The organism is Marivita sp., from assembly GCF_020055635.1.
GTDB lineage: Bacteria > Pseudomonadota > Alphaproteobacteria > Rhodobacterales > Rhodobacteraceae > Marivita.
On record NZ_JAIPUT010000009.1, the window covers coordinates 1 to 20,467 of the forward strand.

20 protein-coding genes and 1 pseudogene are annotated in these 20,467 nt (G+C 59.7%); 4 read left to right on the forward strand and 17 right to left on the reverse strand.

Translation table 11 applies throughout. The annotated features are described in order from the left end of the window. Window positions 1–245: 245 nt before the first annotated feature. The 10 genes and pseudogenes from LCF60_RS06530 to LCF60_RS06575 all read right to left on the reverse strand — a co-directional run. Window positions 246–371 (reverse strand): annotated as a pseudogene (locus LCF60_RS06530) (IS5/IS1182 family transposase); the annotation flags it as partial. A 316-nt stretch (window positions 372–687) separates the two neighbouring features. Next, on the reverse strand, window positions 688–1,131 hold the full coding sequence (locus LCF60_RS06535) for a hypothetical protein (RefSeq protein WP_292290551.1): 444 nt from the start codon (window positions 1,129–1,131) through the stop codon (window positions 688–690). A gap of 11 nt (window positions 1,132–1,142) precedes the next feature. After that, window positions 1,143–1,823, reverse strand: a complete 681-nt coding sequence (locus LCF60_RS06540) for a hypothetical protein (RefSeq protein WP_292290552.1) — start codon at window positions 1,821–1,823, stop codon at window positions 1,143–1,145. 38 nt (window positions 1,824–1,861) lie between these two features. Continuing rightward, on the reverse strand, window positions 1,862–2,281 hold the full coding sequence (locus LCF60_RS06545; RefSeq protein ID WP_292290553.1) for a hypothetical protein: 420 nt from the start codon (window positions 2,279–2,281) through the stop codon (window positions 1,862–1,864). A 119-nt stretch (window positions 2,282–2,400) separates the two neighbouring features. Continuing rightward, window positions 2,401–3,105: a hypothetical protein gene (locus LCF60_RS06550; protein ID WP_292290554.1), complete on the reverse strand. Its 705-nt coding sequence runs from the start codon at window positions 3,103–3,105 to the stop codon at window positions 2,401–2,403. 134 nt (window positions 3,106–3,239) lie between these two features. Further along, window positions 3,240–4,130 (reverse strand): hypothetical protein, encoded by an 891-nt coding sequence (locus LCF60_RS06555; RefSeq protein WP_292290555.1) that lies wholly within the window; start codon window positions 4,128–4,130, stop codon window positions 3,240–3,242. A 514-nt stretch (window positions 4,131–4,644) separates the two neighbouring features. After that, the gene (locus LCF60_RS06560; RefSeq protein ID WP_292290557.1) at window positions 4,645–5,205 is read right to left on the reverse strand and encodes a hypothetical protein; all 561 of its coding nucleotides are present in this window, start codon (window positions 5,203–5,205) and stop codon (window positions 4,645–4,647) included. 322 nt (window positions 5,206–5,527) lie between these two features. Continuing rightward, window positions 5,528–6,328: a hypothetical protein gene (locus LCF60_RS06565; protein ID WP_292290558.1), complete on the reverse strand. Its 801-nt coding sequence runs from the start codon at window positions 6,326–6,328 to the stop codon at window positions 5,528–5,530. Continuing rightward, a complete protein-coding gene (locus LCF60_RS06570; protein WP_292290560.1) occupies window positions 6,316–6,477 on the reverse strand; it encodes a hypothetical protein in 162 nt (53 codons plus the stop codon). The genes LCF60_RS06565 and LCF60_RS06570 overlap by 13 nt, the downstream gene beginning before the upstream one ends. A 214-nt stretch (window positions 6,478–6,691) precedes the next feature. After that, complete coding sequence (locus tag LCF60_RS06575) at window positions 6,692–7,366, reverse strand: response regulator transcription factor (protein ID WP_292290561.1); 675 nt, start codon at window positions 7,364–7,366, stop codon at window positions 6,692–6,694. 439 nt (window positions 7,367–7,805) lie between these two features. On the opposite strand from LCF60_RS06575, the gene LCF60_RS06580 reads away from it, so the two are divergent. Then, on the forward strand, window positions 7,806–8,189 hold the full coding sequence (locus tag LCF60_RS06580) for an oxidoreductase (protein WP_292290562.1): 384 nt from the start codon (window positions 7,806–7,808) through the stop codon (window positions 8,187–8,189). A 137-nt stretch (window positions 8,190–8,326) separates the two neighbouring features. Next, window positions 8,327–10,852 (forward strand): ATP-binding protein, encoded by a 2,526-nt coding sequence (locus LCF60_RS06585; RefSeq protein ID WP_292290564.1) that lies wholly within the window; start codon window positions 8,327–8,329, stop codon window positions 10,850–10,852. 314 nt (window positions 10,853–11,166) lie between these two features. Here LCF60_RS06585 and LCF60_RS06590 read toward each other — a convergent pair whose 3' ends face one another. The 6 genes from LCF60_RS06590 to ppk2 form a co-directional block, all read right to left on the reverse strand. Next, on the reverse strand, window positions 11,167–11,733 hold the full coding sequence (locus LCF60_RS06590; protein WP_292290565.1) for a hypothetical protein: 567 nt from the start codon (window positions 11,731–11,733) through the stop codon (window positions 11,167–11,169). Window positions 11,734–12,028: 295 nt separating this feature from the next. Further along, window positions 12,029–13,126: a redox-regulated ATPase YchF gene (gene ychF, locus LCF60_RS06595; RefSeq protein WP_292290567.1), complete on the reverse strand. Its 1,098-nt coding sequence runs from the start codon at window positions 13,124–13,126 to the stop codon at window positions 12,029–12,031. Window positions 13,127–13,162: 36 nt separating this feature from the next. After that, the gene (locus LCF60_RS06600; RefSeq protein ID WP_292290569.1) at window positions 13,163–14,545 is read right to left on the reverse strand and encodes an MATE family efflux transporter; all 1,383 of its coding nucleotides are present in this window, start codon (window positions 14,543–14,545) and stop codon (window positions 13,163–13,165) included. 48 nt (window positions 14,546–14,593) lie between these two features. After that, complete coding sequence (locus tag LCF60_RS06605; protein ID WP_292290570.1) at window positions 14,594–15,511, reverse strand: hypothetical protein; 918 nt, start codon at window positions 15,509–15,511, stop codon at window positions 14,594–14,596. After that, complete coding sequence (locus LCF60_RS06610; RefSeq protein WP_292290571.1) at window positions 15,490–16,131, reverse strand: DUF1007 family protein; 642 nt, start codon at window positions 16,129–16,131, stop codon at window positions 15,490–15,492. The genes LCF60_RS06605 and LCF60_RS06610 overlap by 22 nt, the downstream gene beginning before the upstream one ends. A 78-nt stretch (window positions 16,132–16,209) precedes the next feature. After that, a complete protein-coding gene (ppk2, locus tag LCF60_RS06615; RefSeq protein ID WP_292290573.1) occupies window positions 16,210–17,160 on the reverse strand; it encodes a polyphosphate kinase 2 in 951 nt (316 codons plus the stop codon). Window positions 17,161–17,311: 151 nt separating this feature from the next. Here ppk2 and trpA point away from each other — a divergent pair, with 151 nt between their 5' ends. Further along, window positions 17,312–18,103: a tryptophan synthase subunit alpha gene (trpA, locus tag LCF60_RS06620; RefSeq protein WP_292290574.1), complete on the forward strand. Its 792-nt coding sequence runs from the start codon at window positions 17,312–17,314 to the stop codon at window positions 18,101–18,103. After that, on the forward strand, window positions 18,096–18,884 hold the full coding sequence (locus LCF60_RS06625) for a hypothetical protein (protein WP_292290575.1): 789 nt from the start codon (window positions 18,096–18,098) through the stop codon (window positions 18,882–18,884). The genes trpA and LCF60_RS06625 overlap by 8 nt, the downstream gene beginning before the upstream one ends. A 181-nt stretch (window positions 18,885–19,065) precedes the next feature. Here the strand turns inward: LCF60_RS06625 and LCF60_RS06630 are convergent, their stop codons facing one another. Beyond that, on the reverse strand, window positions 19,066–20,361 hold the full coding sequence (locus LCF60_RS06630; protein WP_292290576.1) for a hypothetical protein: 1,296 nt from the start codon (window positions 20,359–20,361) through the stop codon (window positions 19,066–19,068). Window positions 20,362–20,467: the final 106 nt, after the last annotated feature.

Genomic DNA, 20,467 nt, shown 5'->3' on the forward strand with positions numbered 1-20,467 from the left:
ATGAGAGCTTGCTCAACCGTCGTCTCAGTTCCGTCTCCAACCTTGCGCATCTACATCACGCAGTGCCCGGCGCCGCCGGATTATTTGCCATGAACCAAAGGCTTGACAGCGATCATGAGAACAGGATGCTGAAGAAGTCGGTTGGAAGGACGCTGTTCCTGCTATCACGGTTTGACTGCGGAACTTCGAGGCAGCGGACCTGGTCTGGGCTACCCCTTTCGTCAGGCCGCCAATAGTTTCGGTAGCCTGCCCGTGGACTTGGGTGCTGGCATGAAGGGCGCGATCAGTGCCCATTCGGGGTCTGTCAGCTCGCTTGCATACTTGTCGCCCACTCGGTCATGTTGGCGGCGGGTGAGTTCGGTCCAGGCCATCGTGATCTCCGTTCAGCTTTGCAACCGAACAGAAGCACAACCTGCTGAACTCACACAATTAGTTTCAAATCGGGTTTTAAGAGAAAGGTTGGCCAAAGTCTGGCCAACCGAAGATTTTTTACAACACATTCGGTAAGGGGCTTGCTAATCTTACTGGGGTCTTTTTTCGGGTTTGTCGTCGAAATTGGCACCAACCGGCAGGAAGGAGTTGGGCGGTGGCAATAATCTAGCAAATCTTTTCATCCTCGATCACAGCTACGGATCGATGACCCGCACTGGTCCTCGTTCATTGCCAACCATCTAGTTCCAACCACTTTCAGCCTCCCGGCACGAGGCCGAAAATCAACTCGCCTCGGCGATCGACTGCGCGATCTCCGCCGGCCGCCGCAGCCATGCTTTCCTTGTTCCCCTGCGAGATGGCCGAGACAACCTTGTCTGCGACACCGCGTTCCGACAGGTGGCCCATCAGAATTCGGACCCTCGCCTCATCCAAGGGAAGACCCTCAATTTTCTTGCGTTCGTCGCTGGCCCTATGGGCCACCACCTTCACGCCGATATTGTCGAATACGCTCAGCACGGCGGCCGTCTGGTCAAAGACCTCCTCGGATCCCTCAACCGGGACCACGCTGTCCTTTTGGAAGAAGACGAACATGGCGGTCGGAACATCTTTGGAGGCAACCTCGCGCTCGAGCTTGGTCATCTGCGGCGCGCATCCTCCGAGCGCCGCTGCAAGCCCGACGGCGGCCGCGACTTTATACAAGATCTTTTTCCTCATTTCGAGTTCGACCCGCTTTTGCTCTCACTGAACGAGACGTTTTCGACCGATCCATCGGCAGAAAAAGTGCCCGACATCGTGGTGTGGCCGTTGTCCACCGAAAAGGAACCGGTCCCGTCCCGATTGGAAGAGGAGGTAGCGGCGGTACTCACGCTGCCCGTTTGACTGGACGCCGAATGGCTTTCACCCTCGGGGTCGGTGCGGCTGGACGCGCTGACGCGGTTGTCTCCGGCAGAATTCGACGCATCCTGTTCGGTGGACTCGTCCGCCGGTGGCGCTGGCGGGAGCGACGGGAATGCCGCCGCGTCGCCCGTTAGGTTCGCTTCGGCGAGCTCAACCCAGACGAAACAGTCCGGAAAATCCATGACCGTCGCGTTTTCCGAACGTAGCCAACCGCAGGAGACCGGCACCCGTGACATCCAGATTTCCTGTTCGTCCAGTTTTTCAGTGTCATATGTCTGCTGGTCGACGATGGCGCCGTGGTCCTTGCATCCGGGAACCGCGCGGGCAAGATCGACATTCAGCACGCGACACTCAACAACACCGGGGGTAATCTTGTCCGGTGAAAAGGCAAGGCTGTATCCGGGCCGAGGCTGTAGTTTGGATTGAGCTCCGTCCACGCAGGCGGACAAGGACATGGCGGCGAGAGTGGCCGTGCAGAGGGCGATATTCTTCAACGTTTGCTCCAATTCGGTTTTGTTTTTTGCGTGCCCAGTCACTGTTCGCCGAAAAAACCGGACTCCGTTTCGGGTCCGGGTGCTTCGGAAACATCGGGGGCGAACGCGGTTTCTCGGTGTATCGTGGCGGTCGACCGACTGGCGGCCCGATCGCCTGGCAAACCGGAACCCTCTTGTGTCGGAACTGTTTCCGACGGTCCCGGAACCACATCTGCCGGGTTCCAGCCGATGAAGGCCGGGGGCGCCATGGACACAGGGCTGGCCTGGACAGCTTGTGCTTCGATGAAATCGTCCACGGCCTCGTCGACGCGTTCGGTCCAGTAAACTGCGAGGGTCCTGTTAAACTCGATCAGGTATTGAGGATCAGGCAGGATCATCGGTTCGTAAGGCGCGATGTAGTGTTCGACCACGCCCCCCGAACCGGCAAACTGACGAACCCGCGCTTCAATCCGGGCCATCGCGGGCTCGAAACCTTCGACCATTGGCGGAAAAGAGGTCACAGGTGCCGCTACGGGATCTGCGGCCGCCGTGACGACAGACCATACAACCAACGAAACCGAGACCAGACAATGTCGCATCACTGCACCTCGGGGCGGCATCCCTGCGCCTTGAGAAGGCGGGCCATGGCGGCGGGCGCTCCGCGCGGAATGACCGCGGTGCAGCTGCCGGCAAGCTTGCCGTTCGTTTTCGACGGGGCGGACCGTGTCTCGGCGGCTTGAGCCCGACTGCGGTCAGCCGGCCTGGCGGGTTGCGACTCCTGTGCTTTCTCGCGGCGCTCTTTTGCGCTTTCGTAGCCCAGTGCGCGAAAAGCCTCGCCGGCATATTTGTCCTGCATCATGATCTCGATGGCGGCTTTCTTCAGGGCGTTCGCCTCCTGTTCCGGCATGTGCTGCGCCGCGCCGATCAAGGTCTGCACCCAGTTGCGCCGCTGGCAGGATTCGTCCTCCAAGGACTGGCCGTAGCCGAGCGAAAACCCCGGGGCAGAGCCCGACATCGCATGACCCGGGCCGACACAGGATCCGCCCCCGAAAGCACCAACCGACGGCGCCGGCGGCGTGTTGCGAGAGCTGCTGGAAAAGTCGAAGACGTTACCACCCGATTGCGAGTTGGCGTCGTTGTTGACTTCGTTCTGGCTCTCGATGTCCACATTGGCATCCGCGTTCGGGGACCCCACGTTCCGTGGCGGGTTTTCCTGCGCTTGCGCCATGGGAATGGTCGATCCCGTGCCGAGGACGAGTGCGACAGCAATCGTCCGGACCGTGCGGGCAAGCGTGAGGGACATGAAAAGCCTTTCTTTCTGTTGGCAGTGAAATCAGTGATGAAGGCCGCCCTTGCAGGCGACCTTCTGACACCCGACCGGGTGGGTTTGCACGACGCGGCCGGGGCCAATGCCTGAAGCAGGTCGGACAGACCTTGTTAGTTGGCGCCGTCGGTGGTTGTGCCGAACTCGAAGTCACCAAAGGCGGACGAGCCACCGTTGAAGAAGCCACCGGACTGAGCACTCAGAGCCACCGAACCGCCGCCGGCGTTCGCGATCGACAGGTCGATCGGGCCGCCCAACTCGGAATCCATCGCGAATGCAACGCCGTCTTCCTGATCTGCGGGGACACCGAGACCGGTGAACTTTTCATAAGCCTCAATGGTCGCATCGTCCTGACCCGTAAGAATGAGCGGATTGATGGTGATCCCGCCAGTGCTCGAATCCGACGTCAACGCGCTGTAGGCGAAACCTTCATTGCTCTCGGACAGCGTGGTTCCGTTTGCTGCGGCAAAGCGGGTTTCGGCGCCGTTCAACTGCAGGTTCGCTCGCGTCGAAACGCTACCGGTCATGGCCGCTTCACTCTCGACGTTGGAGGAAGAGGTTGCTGCCGTTGTGTTTCCGGAACCATCGGACGTCGTGTTGCCGAATTCGCCAGTGCCGAAAGCAGAACCGACGAAGCCGGACGCACCTGTTGCCATACCTTCGGATACGGCGGTGCCGGTCCCCACGAGTGAGCCGTTCACCGTGACCGCACGGTCGAACGTGAACGTGCCCAGAACACCAGCATCGCTTACGGACCGGTCGGATGCTGTTCCCGATGACGCGTAGCCGGTGAAGCCGTGCACAGACGCGCTTTCCGCGACGCTGGCTGCGGCAGAGCCCACGCCGTTCACGCCGACGGTCGCGCCAAACAGGAAGCCGGTGTCCTGAGGAGCCATGAGTGCAACCCCCGCAGTTGCCGACTGCGTATTCGCCGAATCCTGAGCCAATGCGCCAGAAGCGGCCAAGCAGAGCGCCAGTGCCGAAGTAACATTTAGATATTTCATTTAGGTTCTTCCTATATTTACCTTTTCACATGGCCGAGCGCAGCACTGAAATGGAGCTTCATGTCCACTCCATTTCGCCATGCGTGGCGGCGACCGGGATTTAGGTAACACGCGCTCAGATCCGGATCGACAAATCTAAAGCCAATCTCACTCTATCTAAAGATGACATTGATTGCACTGTGGACAGCACTTTGTATGCAGCTAATGCAATTCTCAAATACTTTTGGCCCGTGCTGCGTGACCCACGCCCAGCATATACCCGCGGCGAAAATCACGGCATTTCATCAAAAGATATGGGCAATTATACCAAAGCTTGTGTACGATTGTCGAAGCAACAGGTTACAAGTACAGGGTACGGTTCGTCGATAGGCCTCTTTTGCCAACCACTCACGAAACCTCGGTAGCCTGGCAAGGTGTTTCGTTGGCCGCCGGTCCCCACCCGGCCTCGTGCACAAGGCGCCAGATAAACCGGCGAACCGTACATTTTCTAAATAAGACCGGACTGACAAGCGTCCTAAACGGATTCCCCTGCCTTGAAATTGGATTTCATGGCGTCAATACCGGCGAGCAACCGGCTGCGGAATACCGGCTTGCGCAGGGTCGCGTCACCGATGGCTCGACGATGATCCGACAATTCATCCTGCTTGACCGATTGCGACAGCAACAGCACCGGAATATCCGCGCAATCCAGGCGAAACGCCATCAACTCGTCCACGCAGGCGTCCAGATCATCGAACAGATCAAGATCGAAGATGATGAAATCCCAATCGACAGGGCGCGTCTGGACTGTCTCGAACATGGCGTCGATGTCGGTCGTGTGGTGAATGTCGTAGCCCTGCTGGGCGAGGTCCGTCGCGATCCTGCGGGTTTGCACCGTGTTCCGAGCGATCAGCGCGATACGCAAAGCATCGTCTTCTTCCCGTGAATAAGAATAGGATCGCCAAACCTGCAAATCCTCCATTGGCGTGTCGCGAATTCTCTGCGAACTCACACTGACCCCAGCGTCGCCGGATGTTCGGTAGAAACCGATCATCATGAGGATCAGGAAAACCAGGAGTTGCAGGCCGATGGTCAACAGGGCCGCTTGAAGAAACGTGTATCCAACCCACCAGAGGCTCGGGAGGGCGACGAGCGCAATCGGTCCGCATAAAACAAGGGCGAACACCGCGGATCCGGCAGGATTGCCATCGGTTGATCCTTGCGGCTGGCCGTCCTGTCCCACCCGCCTTGCGGTCGAGTCAGTTGGATCGTGGTTCCACCGCAACGCCATCCATCAAGGTTAATCCGCCAACGCGCCACGTCCAGCGGTCTTCCTTGGTAAGCAAGTTCTTGCTTGATACCTGTCCATGATCCGGAGGGACGCAGATGTCCGGTACCCCGTCAAGACAGCCGATCGATCAGCTTGTTGCAAGCGCTCGACGCTCTGTACCGCGGCGAAACATCAGAATCTTTCCGCCCGTAGACGGAACTTCCTTCTGCGCCTGGCTCGTCCGTTCATCCTTGTTCTCGACAGTGGTTTTGACCGCGACATGCAGGCGGGCCATGGTTACCGGAGCGCGCAACGTCGCATCGCAAATCGCTTTCCGATCTGCGCTCAGATCGTCGCTTGCGACCTTGGATGAAACAAGTACAACCGACATGTGCGGTCGGATTTCGCGGAAACTCTTGAGCGCATCTACCGCGCTGAACAAGTCGCCAAAGGCGTCGCCATTTACCACCAGCATGGAAACCGTTTCGTGAATGGCCGCAATGTCCAGGATCTCGTGTATACCGGCAGAGAACGCGTTCGGTGAAAGTGCCGCGCTTTCCAGATAGGCAATCATGGTGTCACTATCCGACTTGTCGAAACCCATGACGCAGATGCGGCCTTGACCTGCATCAGGTGATACCCGGCGCTCTGCTTCTGACCACAGGCGCGACTGGAGTTCCGAAATATCCTGAAATCTCGACCCAACCCGTCCTGGATCGGGATATCTGTCTTTCGCACCTGCATCAGCAACCCGGTATTCAGGCGCCAATTCATACTGCCGTCTGGATGTGGACAGAGATTGAATTTTCCTGCTTGTATCGCGGACACCTGCGAACAGAGAAACCACTCCGGCTTCCCAGAACCCGCCTCTTGTATCGTCGGCGTCAATTCGGCGCGGCTTGCTCTCTGTGGCTACGGCAAAAGCGTCGTCAAAAATCAGAAAACCCATACCAACAGCCTCCCCAGCAGGTAAATCCAGAACAGGAGGCCAAGAGGTACAAAAACCACGAATAGAGCCGGGACAAGAAGCGACGGGAAACCGTCCATCTCGCTTTCGTACTTTTTCGGAATTTGCTCAAATTCCGAAAAACGTTCCATCTTGGGACTATATTGGTTCATGACGCCTCCAAATTCGAGACGACATTAGCGCTATTTGCGTCGCGGAAGAATTGTATCTTTCGATTATTGGAGCGGGAATTAGTTTTCGAACGTTATCCCGTTTTGCTTTTCGACGGTCTTTGTCAGGCCGGCTGCGCACTGCGCCATGGGTTCGCTGTTCAGGAACGTCGCCCCAAAAGCCTGACCTGACCGCTCAGATGATCTGGGTCTGCTTTGCAATCATGGCGGCCTGAGTGCGGTTCTTGGCGCCCAGCTTGGTGCATATGGACCGCATGTGCATCTTGACGGTCACTTCAGAGATCGACAAGTCATGGGCGATCTCCTTGTTGGACTGACCTATCGAAGCACCGTACAACACCTTGAGTTCACGCTCGTTCAGTTTTGATGCCGCGTCACTTGCCGGCTCGCGCTTGGCGCGATTGTCCTGGGGGGTCTCGAAGAAACTGTAGGGCACGAAACGTTCTCCGGAGGCGACCAGACGCAGGGCATTTTCCAGGGACCTGAGCGAAACCGATTTCGGGATGAAGCCCCGTGCCCCTTCCTCGAGCGCCCTCATCACAACCACACGCGAGACGGAGCCGGAAAAAAGAACTACCGAGCCGCCGGCATTCTCGGCAACGATGGATTTGATCGTCGACAAACCGTCCATGCCCGGCATGTTCAGATCAAGAAGCACAACGTCGAAAGGTCCATCCGCCCTGATCCGCTCGCAGGCCGAGGAGAAGCTGTTGGCCAGATGCACATCGAAGCCGCATTTTTCCAGCGGTCGTACCATCGCATCCAGCAACAACTGATGATCATCCGCGATGAGGACCTTTATGGAACCGGATTCGGCCGCGGCTGTCGCGGCTTTGGTGTCTGTCGGCATTGATTTTTTCTCGTTCTGTGTGCTGGCTTTTGGTACCTCTCGATTGAGAAGCACTCATTCTGGTGGGGAAAAATCTTCAAGGAAGATCAGCACTGGTCTCTTGTAACAACGGCTGTCTATACTTTACGTCGGCCCGGGGAAGGCTGGCGCAACGCATGCACATGGCTTCCTCCAAATGATCCAATTCGCTATCTTAAGATAGCTTGAATTGGATCAAAGGTTGGAAAACTATCGGCCAAGAAAAACAACCTTTAGCCGAGCAAAACAGAAGCCACTTGATATGACTGAACACAGAAAAACAAGACCGACTTGGACAACGATCATCGCCTGCCTTCTTCTCGTGGGTGCGTCTACAATACTTGCTCAGGTTGCATCGGCCCAAAACGACATCTTGTCGCAGGAAAACGTCCTTCTCCGTGTTGCACCCACAAATGGACCCATGGCTGATAGCCGTTCGGTCAACTTCGACCGCGCTCGGCTGGACGACTTGCCACAGCAGGAGTTCACGACCTCGACCATATGGACAGTCGGAGACCTTTCATTCTCAGGGCCCTCGCTCTTCGACGTGTTGGGAGCGGCTGATGTCAGCGGCAGCACGGTGCACCTTGTCGCGGCGAACGGATACGAAGTCAGGATGGCTTGGGAAGAGATCGAAGAAACGGTTCCCATCGTCGCCACGCGAATCGATGGCGAACCTTTCTCGGTCCGCGAAAAAGGTCCGCTCTGGGTTGTCTTTCCCTATGATCTGGACCCGAGCTACCGGACAGAAGCGGTTTATGCCCTGAGCATCTGGCAGCTCACAGACGTGCGTGTCTCCAGGTGAAGCTGTCGGTCCGGTTCACTGAAGGCGGGCCTGACCAGGACGTACGGATATCTTCCAGGCTGTGGTTCAGCATTCTGCTGCTCCTGTTCGTGGGGGTCGGGGCAACCGTCTTTGTCGGCTCACATGTCGTAAGGAACATGGTCCAGACAGGGCAGGAGTCGCTCGACAATCGGACCTGGGTTTTCGCGCAATTGGAAGTCGATTATTTTCGCTTCGAAACGGCACTTCATGACGCGATCAACGCCGACCGATTGTCCCCCGCAGTCATGCGTCCGCTGCGTCACGCTTTCGACATCTATTACAGCCGTGTCGATACAGTCAACGCGAGCAACTCCCTGTTTGACGCAGCCGACCCCGGCGGGCTTGCTCTTCAGACCGGCATCGCGCGTACCGTGGGCCACCGCGACGCTCTGGCCGGGTTGATAGATCAGATCGAGATCCCGACCCGGGAAGAGCTTGTGGACATTCTCGCCCTGTCCAAGGAAGTGCTGCCGACACTGCGCGACGTGACCACGGGTGCATTGATGCAATTGACCCGCCGCTATAGCGAAACCCGCCAAACAGAAGAGATGGCGGTCAAGCAGTTCATCGCCCTGTCTTCCGTTCAGGCTTTGGTCCTGTTCGCGATCGCGATCCTGGCCATTCGGTTGGCCATCAAGCTTCGCATCCGCGCGACGGCCATGAAACGTGTCGGGGACAGCTTCAAGAACATCGTCGAAGCCTCGCTTGACGGGGTCGTATTGCTCTCGTCGAAAGGCAAGATCCTAAGCTACAACTCGGCGGCTGCGACGATTTTCGACTGTCACGACACCGATCTCGTCGGCCAGTCACTGGCCGACATCGCCCTGCCCCGGCTCAGGCACACCGCCTTCAAGTCGGACCCGGCCGCCTTCATGAAAAGCGCCCTTGGCATACTTGCAAACCGAAGCCGTCTGCGGACACAGTTGAAGACCAGCCGTGGTCGGATGTTCAATGCCGAAGTCGCGCTTGCACGGCACGAGGATACGTTCGGTCGCTCCATCATCATCGCGTTCGTCCGCGATCTGAAAGATATCATCGCGCACGAGAATGACCTCAAGCGGGCCCGCGACAAGGCATTGCAATCGATGTCCGCAAAAGGCCGGTTCCTGAACATGATGAGCCATGAAATGAAGACGCCGCTGCACGGAGTCATCGCGTCGCTGGATCTGCTGCAAGGCGATGCCCTGTCCCCCGATGATCACGAAAACCTGCAGATCGCGCGGGACTCCGCGGCAGCCGCTCTGGCCCAGGTGGAAGATGTCCTGGCCATCAGCAGCAACGAGGCCGGAACCCCGGAAACCACGCCCCTCAAGCCGTTCGACCCCGTGGAAGTCACCAAGCTCATTGTCGGGCAAGCACGGCTGAAAGCGCGACATAAAGACGTGACGGTTGGCTACACCATCACCGAAGACGGCGGAGACAGCTGCATCCTGGGCCGCGAGGAAGCGTTTCGGCGGGCCGTGGCGAACCTCGTCGACAATGCGGTCAAATTCACCGAGATCGGAAGCGTCAAGGTCCACCTGGTCTACGGGCCGGAAGACGCATCGGGCCGGCGGCTGACCGTAAAGGTTTCCGACACCGGACCGGGTATCCCCCCGGATGTTCAAGACCGCGCATTCGAGGATTTTCAGACCGTGTCCCATGGCGAAGCGCTAAGGTACGCCGGCAGCGGCCTTGGGCTGGGGATTGCAAGGCGCGCGGTTGTCCGCATGGGCGGTATCCTGCATCTGGACAGTCGCAAGAACGAAGGCAGCCATTTCAGCTTTGACATCCCCGCGCCTTCGGTCCCGAAACCGCAACTCACGCGCATCGAGCCACAGGCCAAGGAACATGCGGCCCCGTTGTACAGGACACAGACGTTCGCCCGCGCCCTGGTGGTTGACGATAACGCGGCAAATCGGATCCTGATGCAAAAGATGCTGGAGCGACTTGGCTACTCGGTGCAATGCGCCGAGAACGGAGAACACGCCGTTGACCTGTCCGATACCTGGCGCTTTGCCTTGATCCTGATGGACATCCAGATGCCCGGATTGGACGGGTTCGAAACCGCCATGGCCATTCGCGCCGGCAGCTTTTCGCGCGACGCGGTGATCCTTGGCATCACGGCCAACCTGGCATCCCAGGACGCGGAACGCTTCAAGGTCTCGGGGATGCAGGAGATGCTCGCCAAACCTTTGACGATTGGTCAGCTCAGCGAGAAGGTCTCGCACCATATCGATGGGCTGAAAGATGGCTCTTTGCCGAGTCTACCTGTTGTCGAGGCCATCGAAGCGGAGGATCAATTCGTGATTTCCGCCACGTCGGGCAACCTCTCGTTTATCTCCGAAAGCATGGAGCGCGACGAGTTCGAAGGCTGGCTGCATGCCTGTTTCGACGAAATCAGGCGTGCTCTTGACGCCGCAGCGCGCGACGAGCCCGACTTTATCCAGGCCATCCACAAAGCTGCGGGAACGGCCGCATTCATCGGCCTGCCGGGACTTCAGGCCGCGCTGAACCAGATGGAGGTCGCCTCGGCCCAAACCGACACCGGTCTCTTCACGTCAGCCTTCTTCGACGCATCTGAAATCTTCCGGAAGATCCGAGTAGATCTTTCGGGCATGAACGACGCGGATAACCGCAGCAATTCTCCTTTGAACGTTTGATATGATCACCGGGCCTCCGTAAATTCGCGACATGGGGAGTGTCTGGCGCGGTGCCCACCGTGCTTCTGATAGGCTCGAACAATGTGACCATCTGGTCACCGTCTATCACAAGCCGGGACGCGTTTAGCCCACTAATACCGCCTGAAACTGTCCGGTGACTGTCGCCCTTGGGATATCCGACACGCACCGGACATTTTTTTTGCGCCGTATTACGTCATCCGCCCGGGCAATTCCCTAATGCGTCGCGTGTTTGCGAAAAGGAACCAGGGTGGTTGACGCCCATGGAATAAATCGCGCGGAATTTTGGTGGACCGCTATTGCGAAATCAACACGGAATTTCCATGCCCGGTCTGTGTCACCAACGCGCTGTTGCCGCGACCGACTTGCTGCACTGCACTCAGGTTGCGTTGCCCGACGACACGCAGGTTCGCGTCTGAAGCAGACCCGATCTGCCTGATCGAGAACTGGTTTTCCGCACCGCTGATAGAAAGGCTCGAAATCAGCCCTGCGCCATCCTGGAGCACCGAGTTTGGCGGCAATCCAGTCGCCGTTGCACGAAGCCAGCTCGGCGCTGAACTGAGCGCATTCGATCCGTCCAGCAGAATTTGCAGGCTATTGCCGCTACCATCAACTTTCTGGATCGACACCAAGTTCGCCCCGTTATCACTCGCATAGACAAGAATGCCTTCATTTGGTCCGCCTGAAAAGACCTGCGCATCTTTCCCGTCAGTCTTGGCGTGCTCCACCGGGCTTTCTTTGGTCGCACCTGTGATGACAAGAATGTTTTCATTCCCATCTGAACTATAGGCCATTTGCGGCGCCATAGCCGCCACGAATACCAGAACGGCCATTTTTTCATGCTTGAAAGTATCAAAGATCATGGCGTTCCCTATTCAGGCAATTCAATGCCATTTACATAAAGGGACCCACATAGGAACGCAGCATATCTTAATGCCAATGATATTCGCATTGGCGCAAGGACAGCTATCTTACGATATCTTCACGGATTGCCTGCGTGTCGATGAATTGATCGCCTCGCACGGCATCGATATGCCAAGGCGGGTCAGCAAACGCGCCCGCATGTTCACGCGCCCATCCTTGCGACATGGTCGGGACGGGCACGGAAAGGTGGCGCGTCAAGCCGCGCGCGCACCCGCGCCCCGGGTTTTTCGCGGCTTACGTATTGAACAGGAAATGCAGCACGTCGCCGTCCTTGACGACATAGGCCTTGCCTTCGGCGCGCATCTTGCCGGCTTCCTTGGCCGGGGTTTCGCCCCCCAGCGTCACGTAGTCGTCATAGGCGATGGTTTCGGCGCGGATGAAGCCTTTCTCGAAATCGCCGTGGATCACGCCGGCGGCCTGCGGCGCGGCGGTGCCCCGCGTGATGGTCCAGGCACGGGCCTCTTTCGGACCGACGGTGAAATAGGTCTCAAGCTGCAACAGCTCGTATCCGGCGCGGATCACGCGGTCGAGGCCCGGCTCCTCAAGCCCCATTTCCGACAGGAATTCCTGCGCCTCTTCGGCATCAAGCTGGCTGATCTCTTCTTCAATCTGCGCCGAGATGACCACGTGGCTGTTTCCCTGCGCGGCGGCCATTTCGCCCACGGCGGTGGACATCGCATTGCCTTCGGCGGCTTCGGCCTCGGAGACGTTGCACACGTAGAGCACCGGCTTGGTGGTCAGCAATTGCAGCATGTCCCAGGCGCGGCGGTCCTCGTCGTCGACGGGCACGGTGCGGGCGGGTTTGCCCTCTTCCAGCGCCGCGAGGGCGGCGCGCATCAGGCGTTCCTGCTGCACCGCGTCCTTGTCGCCGCCACGCACCTTGCGGACGATGTTCTGGAGCCGTTTCTCGAGGCTTTCGATATCGGCCAGCATCAGCTCGGTCTCGATGGTTTCGGCATCGGCCACCGGGTCGACGCGACCATCGACATGCACCACGTCGTCGTCTTCGAAACAGCGCAGCACATGGGCGATGGCGTCGACCTCGCGGATGTTGGCCAGGAACTGGTTGCCCAGGCCTTCCCCCTTGGACGCGCCTTTCACCAGGCCGGCGATGTCGACAAAGGTGATGCGGGTCGGGATGGTCTGCTTGGACTTCGCGATCCCGGCAAGCCTGTCGAGCCGCGCGTCGGGAACGGCCACGTCACCGACATTGGGTTCGATCGTGCAGAACGGAAAGTTCGCCGCCTGCGCCGCTGCCGTCTTGGTGAGCGCGTTGAAGAGGGTCGACTTGCCCACGTTCGGCAAACCCACGATTCCCACCTTGAAGCCCATGTCGCTCTCTCCTGATCCTGCGAATGTGGGCCGCTTCTATGCGTTGGCCGCAGGGGCCGCAAGACGGCTGAGTCCGGGGATCATGCGAAACCAGAAGCGGTGGTTGAGAAGCACCGCGGCAACCGCCAATCCGATCACCAGCCCGCTCCAGACCCCGGCGCCGCCCCAGCCCAGCCCGAAGCCCAGCACGTAGGCGGCGGGCAGGCCGACGCCGAAATAGGACACCGCCGCCAGCACCATCGGCACGCGGGCATCCTGGATACCGCGCAGAAGGCCCAGCGCCACCACCTGCGCGCCATCCACCAGTTGGAACAGCGCGGCCAGCACCAGCAGGATCACCCCGGTGGCGATGATGTCGGCCCGCGCCGGATCGTCGGGATCAAGGAAGACCGAGATCAGCGGCTCGGGCAGGCTCACGAAAAGGACGATCGTCAGCAGCGCCACCAGCGCGGACAGGGTCAGCGCCACCGCGCCGCCGCGCGCCAGATGCGGCATGTCGCGCCGGCCAAAGGCGTTGCCCGCGCGCACCGTGGCGGCGTTCGACAGGCCCAGGTGCAGCATGAAGGTCATCGACGCCAGTTGCAGCGCGATGCCATGCGCAGCCAGCGGAATGGTGCCCAGCCAGCCCATCATGATCGCCGAGGCGGCAAACAGCCCGACCTCGGACAGGGTGGTCAGCCCGATGGGCCAGCCCAGCCGGAACACCGTGGCGAACATGTCCCAGTCCGATTTCCAGATCCGCTGGAACAGCGAATGTTCCGGAACGAAGGCGAGGATGTAGCCGACGACCACCGCAGCCGAGAAGAGATGCGTGCTGAGCGACGCGATCGCCGCGCCCTCGATACCGAGTTCGGGAAAGCCGAAATTGCCGAAGATCAGCGCATAGTTGGCAAGGGCGTTGAAGGGCACCGCCACCGCCGTGACCCAGAACACCACCTGCGTGCGTTCGAGCGCGGCAAGGTAGCTCTTGAGCGTCATCGTCACCAGCGCGGGCAGCAGGCCGAACACCAGGATCCGCAGGTACAGCTGCGCCTCCGAGGCGACCTGCGGCAGCTGGCCCAGCATCAGGAGCAGGGCTTCGGACCACCACAGCAGCGGGAACACGGCGGCACAGAAGAGCGCCGACAGCCACAGCCCCATCCGCGTGGAGCGGCGGACGCTCTGGTCGTCGTCCTCGGCGTGGTACTTGGCGACCATCGGCATCACCGCCCAGGCAAAGCCCGACCCCGCCAGCATCAGCGTCATGAAGAGCGTCGTGGCCAGAGTCACCGTGGCCAGCGCCTCGGCCCCGTACCAGCCGACCATGATCGTGTCTGTCAGGCCGATGCCCATCTGGGCCATGTGCCCACCCACCAGGGGCAGACCCAAGACAAGGATGGCCCTGACATGGGCCGGGTATGACATCTGCGCGGAAAGCATGGCCGAGCGTTAGCGCCACCGTCCAGAACGGGCAAGCGCTTTGTCGCGTCAGATCGCGCGAAGCAGGAACTGTGCCGCGAGAAGCGCGATGATCAGCCCCGCCGCGGTTTCGATCATCCCGGCGATGCGCGCGGTGTGCGGCCCACCGGCAAAGCGCGCCAGCGCGCCTTCGCGGAACGTCACCGACCCGATGGCGGCGGCAAGGGTGACACTGGCGGTGCCCAGCCCCATCGCCAGCGTGCCAAGGATGCCTGCAAGGTCTATCCCCATGCTCACCGCAAGGATCAGCAGGAACAGCGCCCCGGTGCAGGGCCGGATGGCAATGGCCCCGATCAGCACCAGCGCATCGCGCAGCGATTGGACGTTCCGCGCCTGTTCGGGGCTCGGCGCATGGGCGTGTCCGCAAGAGCCGCACACAGTGTCTTCACCGTGGTCGTGGTCGTGCGGATCGCGCTGCCCTCCCGTGACGGCCTGGTCGCGCCAGAGCCGCAGGCCCCCGCGCAGCGCCAGCCACAGCCCGATCAGGCCAATGGCGGCATAGCTGACCGGCGCGAACCAGTCCTCGGCCGCGCCCACCATGGCCTCGCGGCCCAGACCGAGAAACCAGACGCCCGCATAGACCACAAGGATCGCGGTCAGCGCCTGCGCAAGACTGGACAGCACCGCCAGCAGCGACAGGCGGGTCAGCGCCACGCGTTCGGCCACGCCGTACCCGGCAATCAGGATCTTGCCATGCCCCGGCCCCACTGCATGGAAAAAGCCGTAGCCGAAGCAGACCGCCATCAGCGCGCCGATCGCGCCGGGCTCGTTCGCCCGCAGCGCGCGCAGGCTTTGGGCCATGCCGCTCTGGGCCATGCGCTGGCCTTCGGCGGCCCAGCGTTCCAGCATCCGCGCACCATCGAAGCCCCAGAGCCAGACCGCAAGGGCGACGACGGCCAGCGCCGCTAGTTGGAGGGCTGTGCGCATGAGAGGGTGACAGTGTCGGCGAAATGGATGCCGACCCGCATTTCGTTGAAAATGTCTTCCATCGACCCGCCTGCCAGTTCCTTCTCGACCGCGTCCTGCGCCGCCTGCTGATCGGGATCCGTCACCGTGGCGGTGCAATCCGGGTCCGTCAGGCTGACGCCCTGGGACACGTCATAGGCGACATAATAGGTCGGATCGTATTGCAGGATCTCGATGGCCTCGACCGGCACGGGCGGGATCTCGCGGAAATGCGTGGCGGTGATGAACCCGTCCTCGACCGCAATGCCGATGGGACGCGGGCGCGGCATCTCGACCTTTTCACCGGCGGAATAGACGTAAAGATCACCCTCGAACCCTTCCGGCCATTCGATCAGGTCGAAGCCGTGAAGCTCGTCCAGTTCGGCCTGCGTCAGTTCACCATCGCCATCCGGGTCCAGGCCGTAATCCTCGAGGATCAGCAGCGTGAAGAAATCGTCATAGGTCCAGGTGACCGTGACGCCCGTGACCTCCAGCCGGTCGTTGATCTCGAGCCGCAGGGCGGTGTCGACAAAGATATGCGGATGCGCCCCCAGGGGCGTCGCGACAAGAGCAAGGGCAAAAGCGCAATAGGCGTGTTTCATCATATGTACCGGAGGTAGAACCCTCTGGTACTTAACGCAAGATCAACCGGCCGCCTGTGGCGGGGTTTCGCGCACATCTCAGCTTCGAACGTTGCGCGTTTCGGGATGCAGCGAGGTGCCAAGGATATGATCGGACCGGTGGATGACATGCCCGGCCCCGCCGACGATCAGCGGATCGAAAGGAATGGCCACGGCATGATCCTTGCCCGGATAGTCCAGCGTCGACAGGAAATGCTTCATGCACTCCAGGCGCGCGCGCTTCTTGTCGTCGGACTTGACGATCGTCCAGGGCGCGTCGGCGGTGTCGCTGTAGAAGAACATCGCCTCTTTCGCGTCGGTGTAGTCGTCCCACTTGTCGAGGCTCGCCTTGTCGATGGGCGACAGCTTCCACTGTTTCAGAGGATCGGTCTCGCGGCTGGCAAAGCGGCGGCGCTGTTCGGCCTGCGTGACCGAAAACCAGTACTTGTAAAGTCGAATGCCCGAGCGCGTCAGCATCCGCTCGAAATCGGGCGTCTGGCGCATGAATTCGAGGTATTCGCTGGGTTCGCAAAAGCCCATCACCCGCTCGACCCCGGCACGGTTGTACCACGACCGGTCATACAGCACCATTTCCCCCGCGGTTGGCAGATGCTCGATATAGCGCTGGTAATACCACTGGCCGCGCTCCACATCGGTGGGCTTGTTCAGTGCCACCACCCGCGCGGCCCGCGGGTTGAGATGCTCGGTGAACCGCTTGATCGTGCCGCCCTTCCCCGCCGCGTCCCGGCCTTCGAAGATCATCACGAATTTCTGGCCGGTCTCCTGCGCCCACAGCTGGACCTTGAGCAACTCGGCCTGAAGCGCGGCCTTCTCGGCCTCGTAGGCCCTGCGCGACAGGCGGTTGCGATACGGGTATTTGCCGGACTCGAAGGCGCGGCGCACGTCATCCGCGCTGACGACCTTGTTCCGGGCAGGCGGCAGGTCTTTCAGGGCGCCGGTCGGCGTGTCCTTGATCTGTGTGTCGGCGGCGATCGTGGGGGATGATGGCATGCGGGACTCCCGGGCAGGTGGTTCGGATTGCCCCGAGTGTAACAGGTGCGTGATAATGTCTCTTTGACACGCATCAAAAACAGCCGCCCCTGCCCCATTGATTTTCCCCGCCAACTCCGGCAATCGGTTCTGATCATTTCAGGAGATCGCCATGACCCGTATCGACGCCAAATTCGCAGAGCTGCGCAAAGACGGCAAAAAAGCCTTTGTGTCCTACGTGATGGCAGGCGATCCCGATTTCGACACCTCGCTGGAGCTGGTCAAGGGACTGCCGGGTGCCGGCGTGGACATCATCGAACTGGGACTGCCCTTCACCGACCCGATGGCCGATGGCAGCACGATCCAGCTGGCCGGTCAGCGCGCGCTCGAAGGCGGCATGACGCTGGACCGCACGCTGGAGCTGGCGCGCAGGTTCCGCGAAGAGGACGACACGACACCGATCGTGATGATGGGCTATTACAACCCGATCTATTCGCGCGGTGTCGACCGGTTCCTGACCCAGGCCAAAGAGGCGGGCATCGACGGTCTGATCATCGTCGACCTGCCACCCGAGGAAGATGACGAGCTGTGCATCCCGGCGCAGGCGGCGGGTCTGAACTTCATCCGTCTGGCGACACCCACCACCGATGACAAGCGCCTGCCCAAGGTGCTCCAGAACACATCCGGCTTCGTCTATTACGTGTCGATCACCGGCATCACCGGCGCCGCCGAAGCGCAGGCCGCCGATGTCGGTCCCGAAGTGGCGCGGATCAAGTCGCAGACCGACCTGCCCGTGATCGTGGGCTTCGGCATCAAGACCCCCGAAGCCTCGCAAGCGATTGCCGGTGTGGCGGATGGCTGCGTGGTCGGATCGGCGATCGTGTCGGAACTGGCCAAGGGCAAACCGGTGAGCGACGTTCTGGCCTTCGTCAAATCGCTCGCGGACGGGGCGCACCGTGCGTGACACGTCCGCAGATGCCCTGCTTGCGGCCTTTGACGGCAATTTCCAGATTGCGCCGCTGACGGACGCCTCTCCTGACCTGACGCTGGACGAGGGCTACGCCATTGCGGCGAAGATAGGCGAGATGCGCCGCGCGCGCGGCGAACGGATCGCGGGCCGCAAGATCGGGTTCACCAACCGCACGATCTGGCCGATCTACAATGTCGATGCGCCGGTCTGGGGCTGGATGTACGAAGGCGGCGTAAGTGACATTCCGTCGGATTGCGTGATCCCCCTGCCCGCCCTGCCGGAACCCCGGATCGAGCCCGAAATCGTCTTTGGGTTCAAAGCCTCCCCCGCGCCCGACATGGACCTGACCGCGCTTGCCGACTGCATCGACTGGGTGGCGCATGGGTTCGAGATCGTCACCTCGCTTTACCCCGCTTGGCGGTTCACCGCGCCCGATGCCGTGGCCGCGATGGCGATGCACGGCGCGCTCTGGGTCGGTCCTCGCAGGGCAGCGACGCCCGACCGGCTCGAAGCCTTGACGACCTGTGGCGTCACCTTGTCCGGACCGGGAGAAGCGCTGATCGGGCACGGCGTCGACGTGCTGGGTGGGCCGTTGATGGCGCTGCTGCATCTGGTCAGCCAGATCGACCGGATGCCGGGTGCCGCGCCGATCCAACCCGGTGAAGTGATCACCACAGGCACCCTCACCGACGCCCGCCCGATTGCGCCGGATCAGGTGTGGGAAACCACCTTCGACACACCCCTGATCGACGGGCTGCGCGTCACCTTCGCCTGAACCGAGCGCCCGATAACCAGCCCCTAGGATTGCAGCAGGACAAATGATGCCTTTTGGGAGTATGGCTCGAACAGGGAACTGACGACGCTGGACAATGCTGTCGGATGTCGGCCTGGAGACCATTGGGACTAATGCAGCGCAACGTATAATATCCGCTTCGTCTTTGAGCTGCGCATATACTCTAACGACACAAAACAAACCCCTCCGCGTATTTCAATTCCGTCTCACGCAATTGTTTTAGATGGGTACTGCAAAGTTGATCCGACAACAAAGGTTTTGGCGCGTCTTCAAAGCGGTCGAGAAGCAAATGGAAGAACGTAGTTTCGGTTGCAAAACCGTTCAAAAGAGCCGTCTCAAATGTCTTGTGCAAAAGCTTTGAGGCATGCTCATGGGGCAGTAAAGGTATCATGAATCTATGGATCATAGAGATGTCCGGACCTTGATCGCTTCCGAAGCCATCCAGAACGCGGATCGCAATTTCAAGCGCACGATCCTGCACCGCAACGCTGAGTGCGTCTCTAGGTGCTTCGCACGACGGTGTCCCAAAACAAGCTGCAGGCCTCAATATTGAGTAAAGCAAGTTTTCACCATGATTTGACTCAAGATGCTTGTCAGAAAAGAGCAGCTTTTCTGCGTAATCCATCGCCCTTAGCGGATCCGGGGATGCAGTATCCAGCCATGACAAATCCATTTTGACGCCAAGAGCGCGCTCAAGCAATGCATAGGATAGGTTGCTGGGAGTGTCATGGAGCGGGTCGTACCAACCTTGCGCCCCGAATGACCATCGCTCCTTTCCTTGCGCAGGTCCTTTGGCATGTATCGTCGCGCTTCGCTCACGAAGAGCCGCTTTTCGCTGCTCAAGTTCGGGTATGGCGGGCCAAAACTTCGGAAGTTCTTTCCCTGCATCGTCACTTTTGAACTCCGTAGCGATTGCCCGTCCCAAAAGCGTCTCTTGTCCATCGATCCGTTCAGACAGATCAAATTGCCAAGCTTCGTCGTGACCAAACTTCCCAGGATGGTCCCAAGCATAGTGTATCCAGCCGTTCCAACGACTTTCGAGGTGGTGATCCCGAATAAGCCGCAAAACCAGTGCCTCTGATGGCTTATCCGTCTTTTCACGAATGAGACAATGATCGAACAAACCTAATTCAACAAAGACGTACTTTGCAAAAGCTGAAGGCTCTTCGCAGACAACTCCGGTTGCCGCGCGAATGGCAATCAGTTGAGGATCAGTACTCGAAACCGGCACAATCACTGTTACTGGTGCGCTCATGACGATGTCTATAAAAACGGCGGACTGAATAGTGCGGCCATGAAGCTCAACAAAATTGTGTTTCTGTATCGGACGGTTAATCGTTGTCGTTGCTGCCGCTTCAAGCCGTGCCGGCCACGTCCAACCGAACCAGATCTCGTAGATGAGCATGGCGAACACAGATGAGAAAATGACGCAAAAAACAGTTTTTGACATTTTTTTCATTTTGGGGTGCCTAGGTCGACCTCCGGAAGCCCTTTTACAATGCCAACCATTTAGAACCAGATGGAAAGCAGACATTCAACATTGATAAATGAGCGTCTGCGCCGTC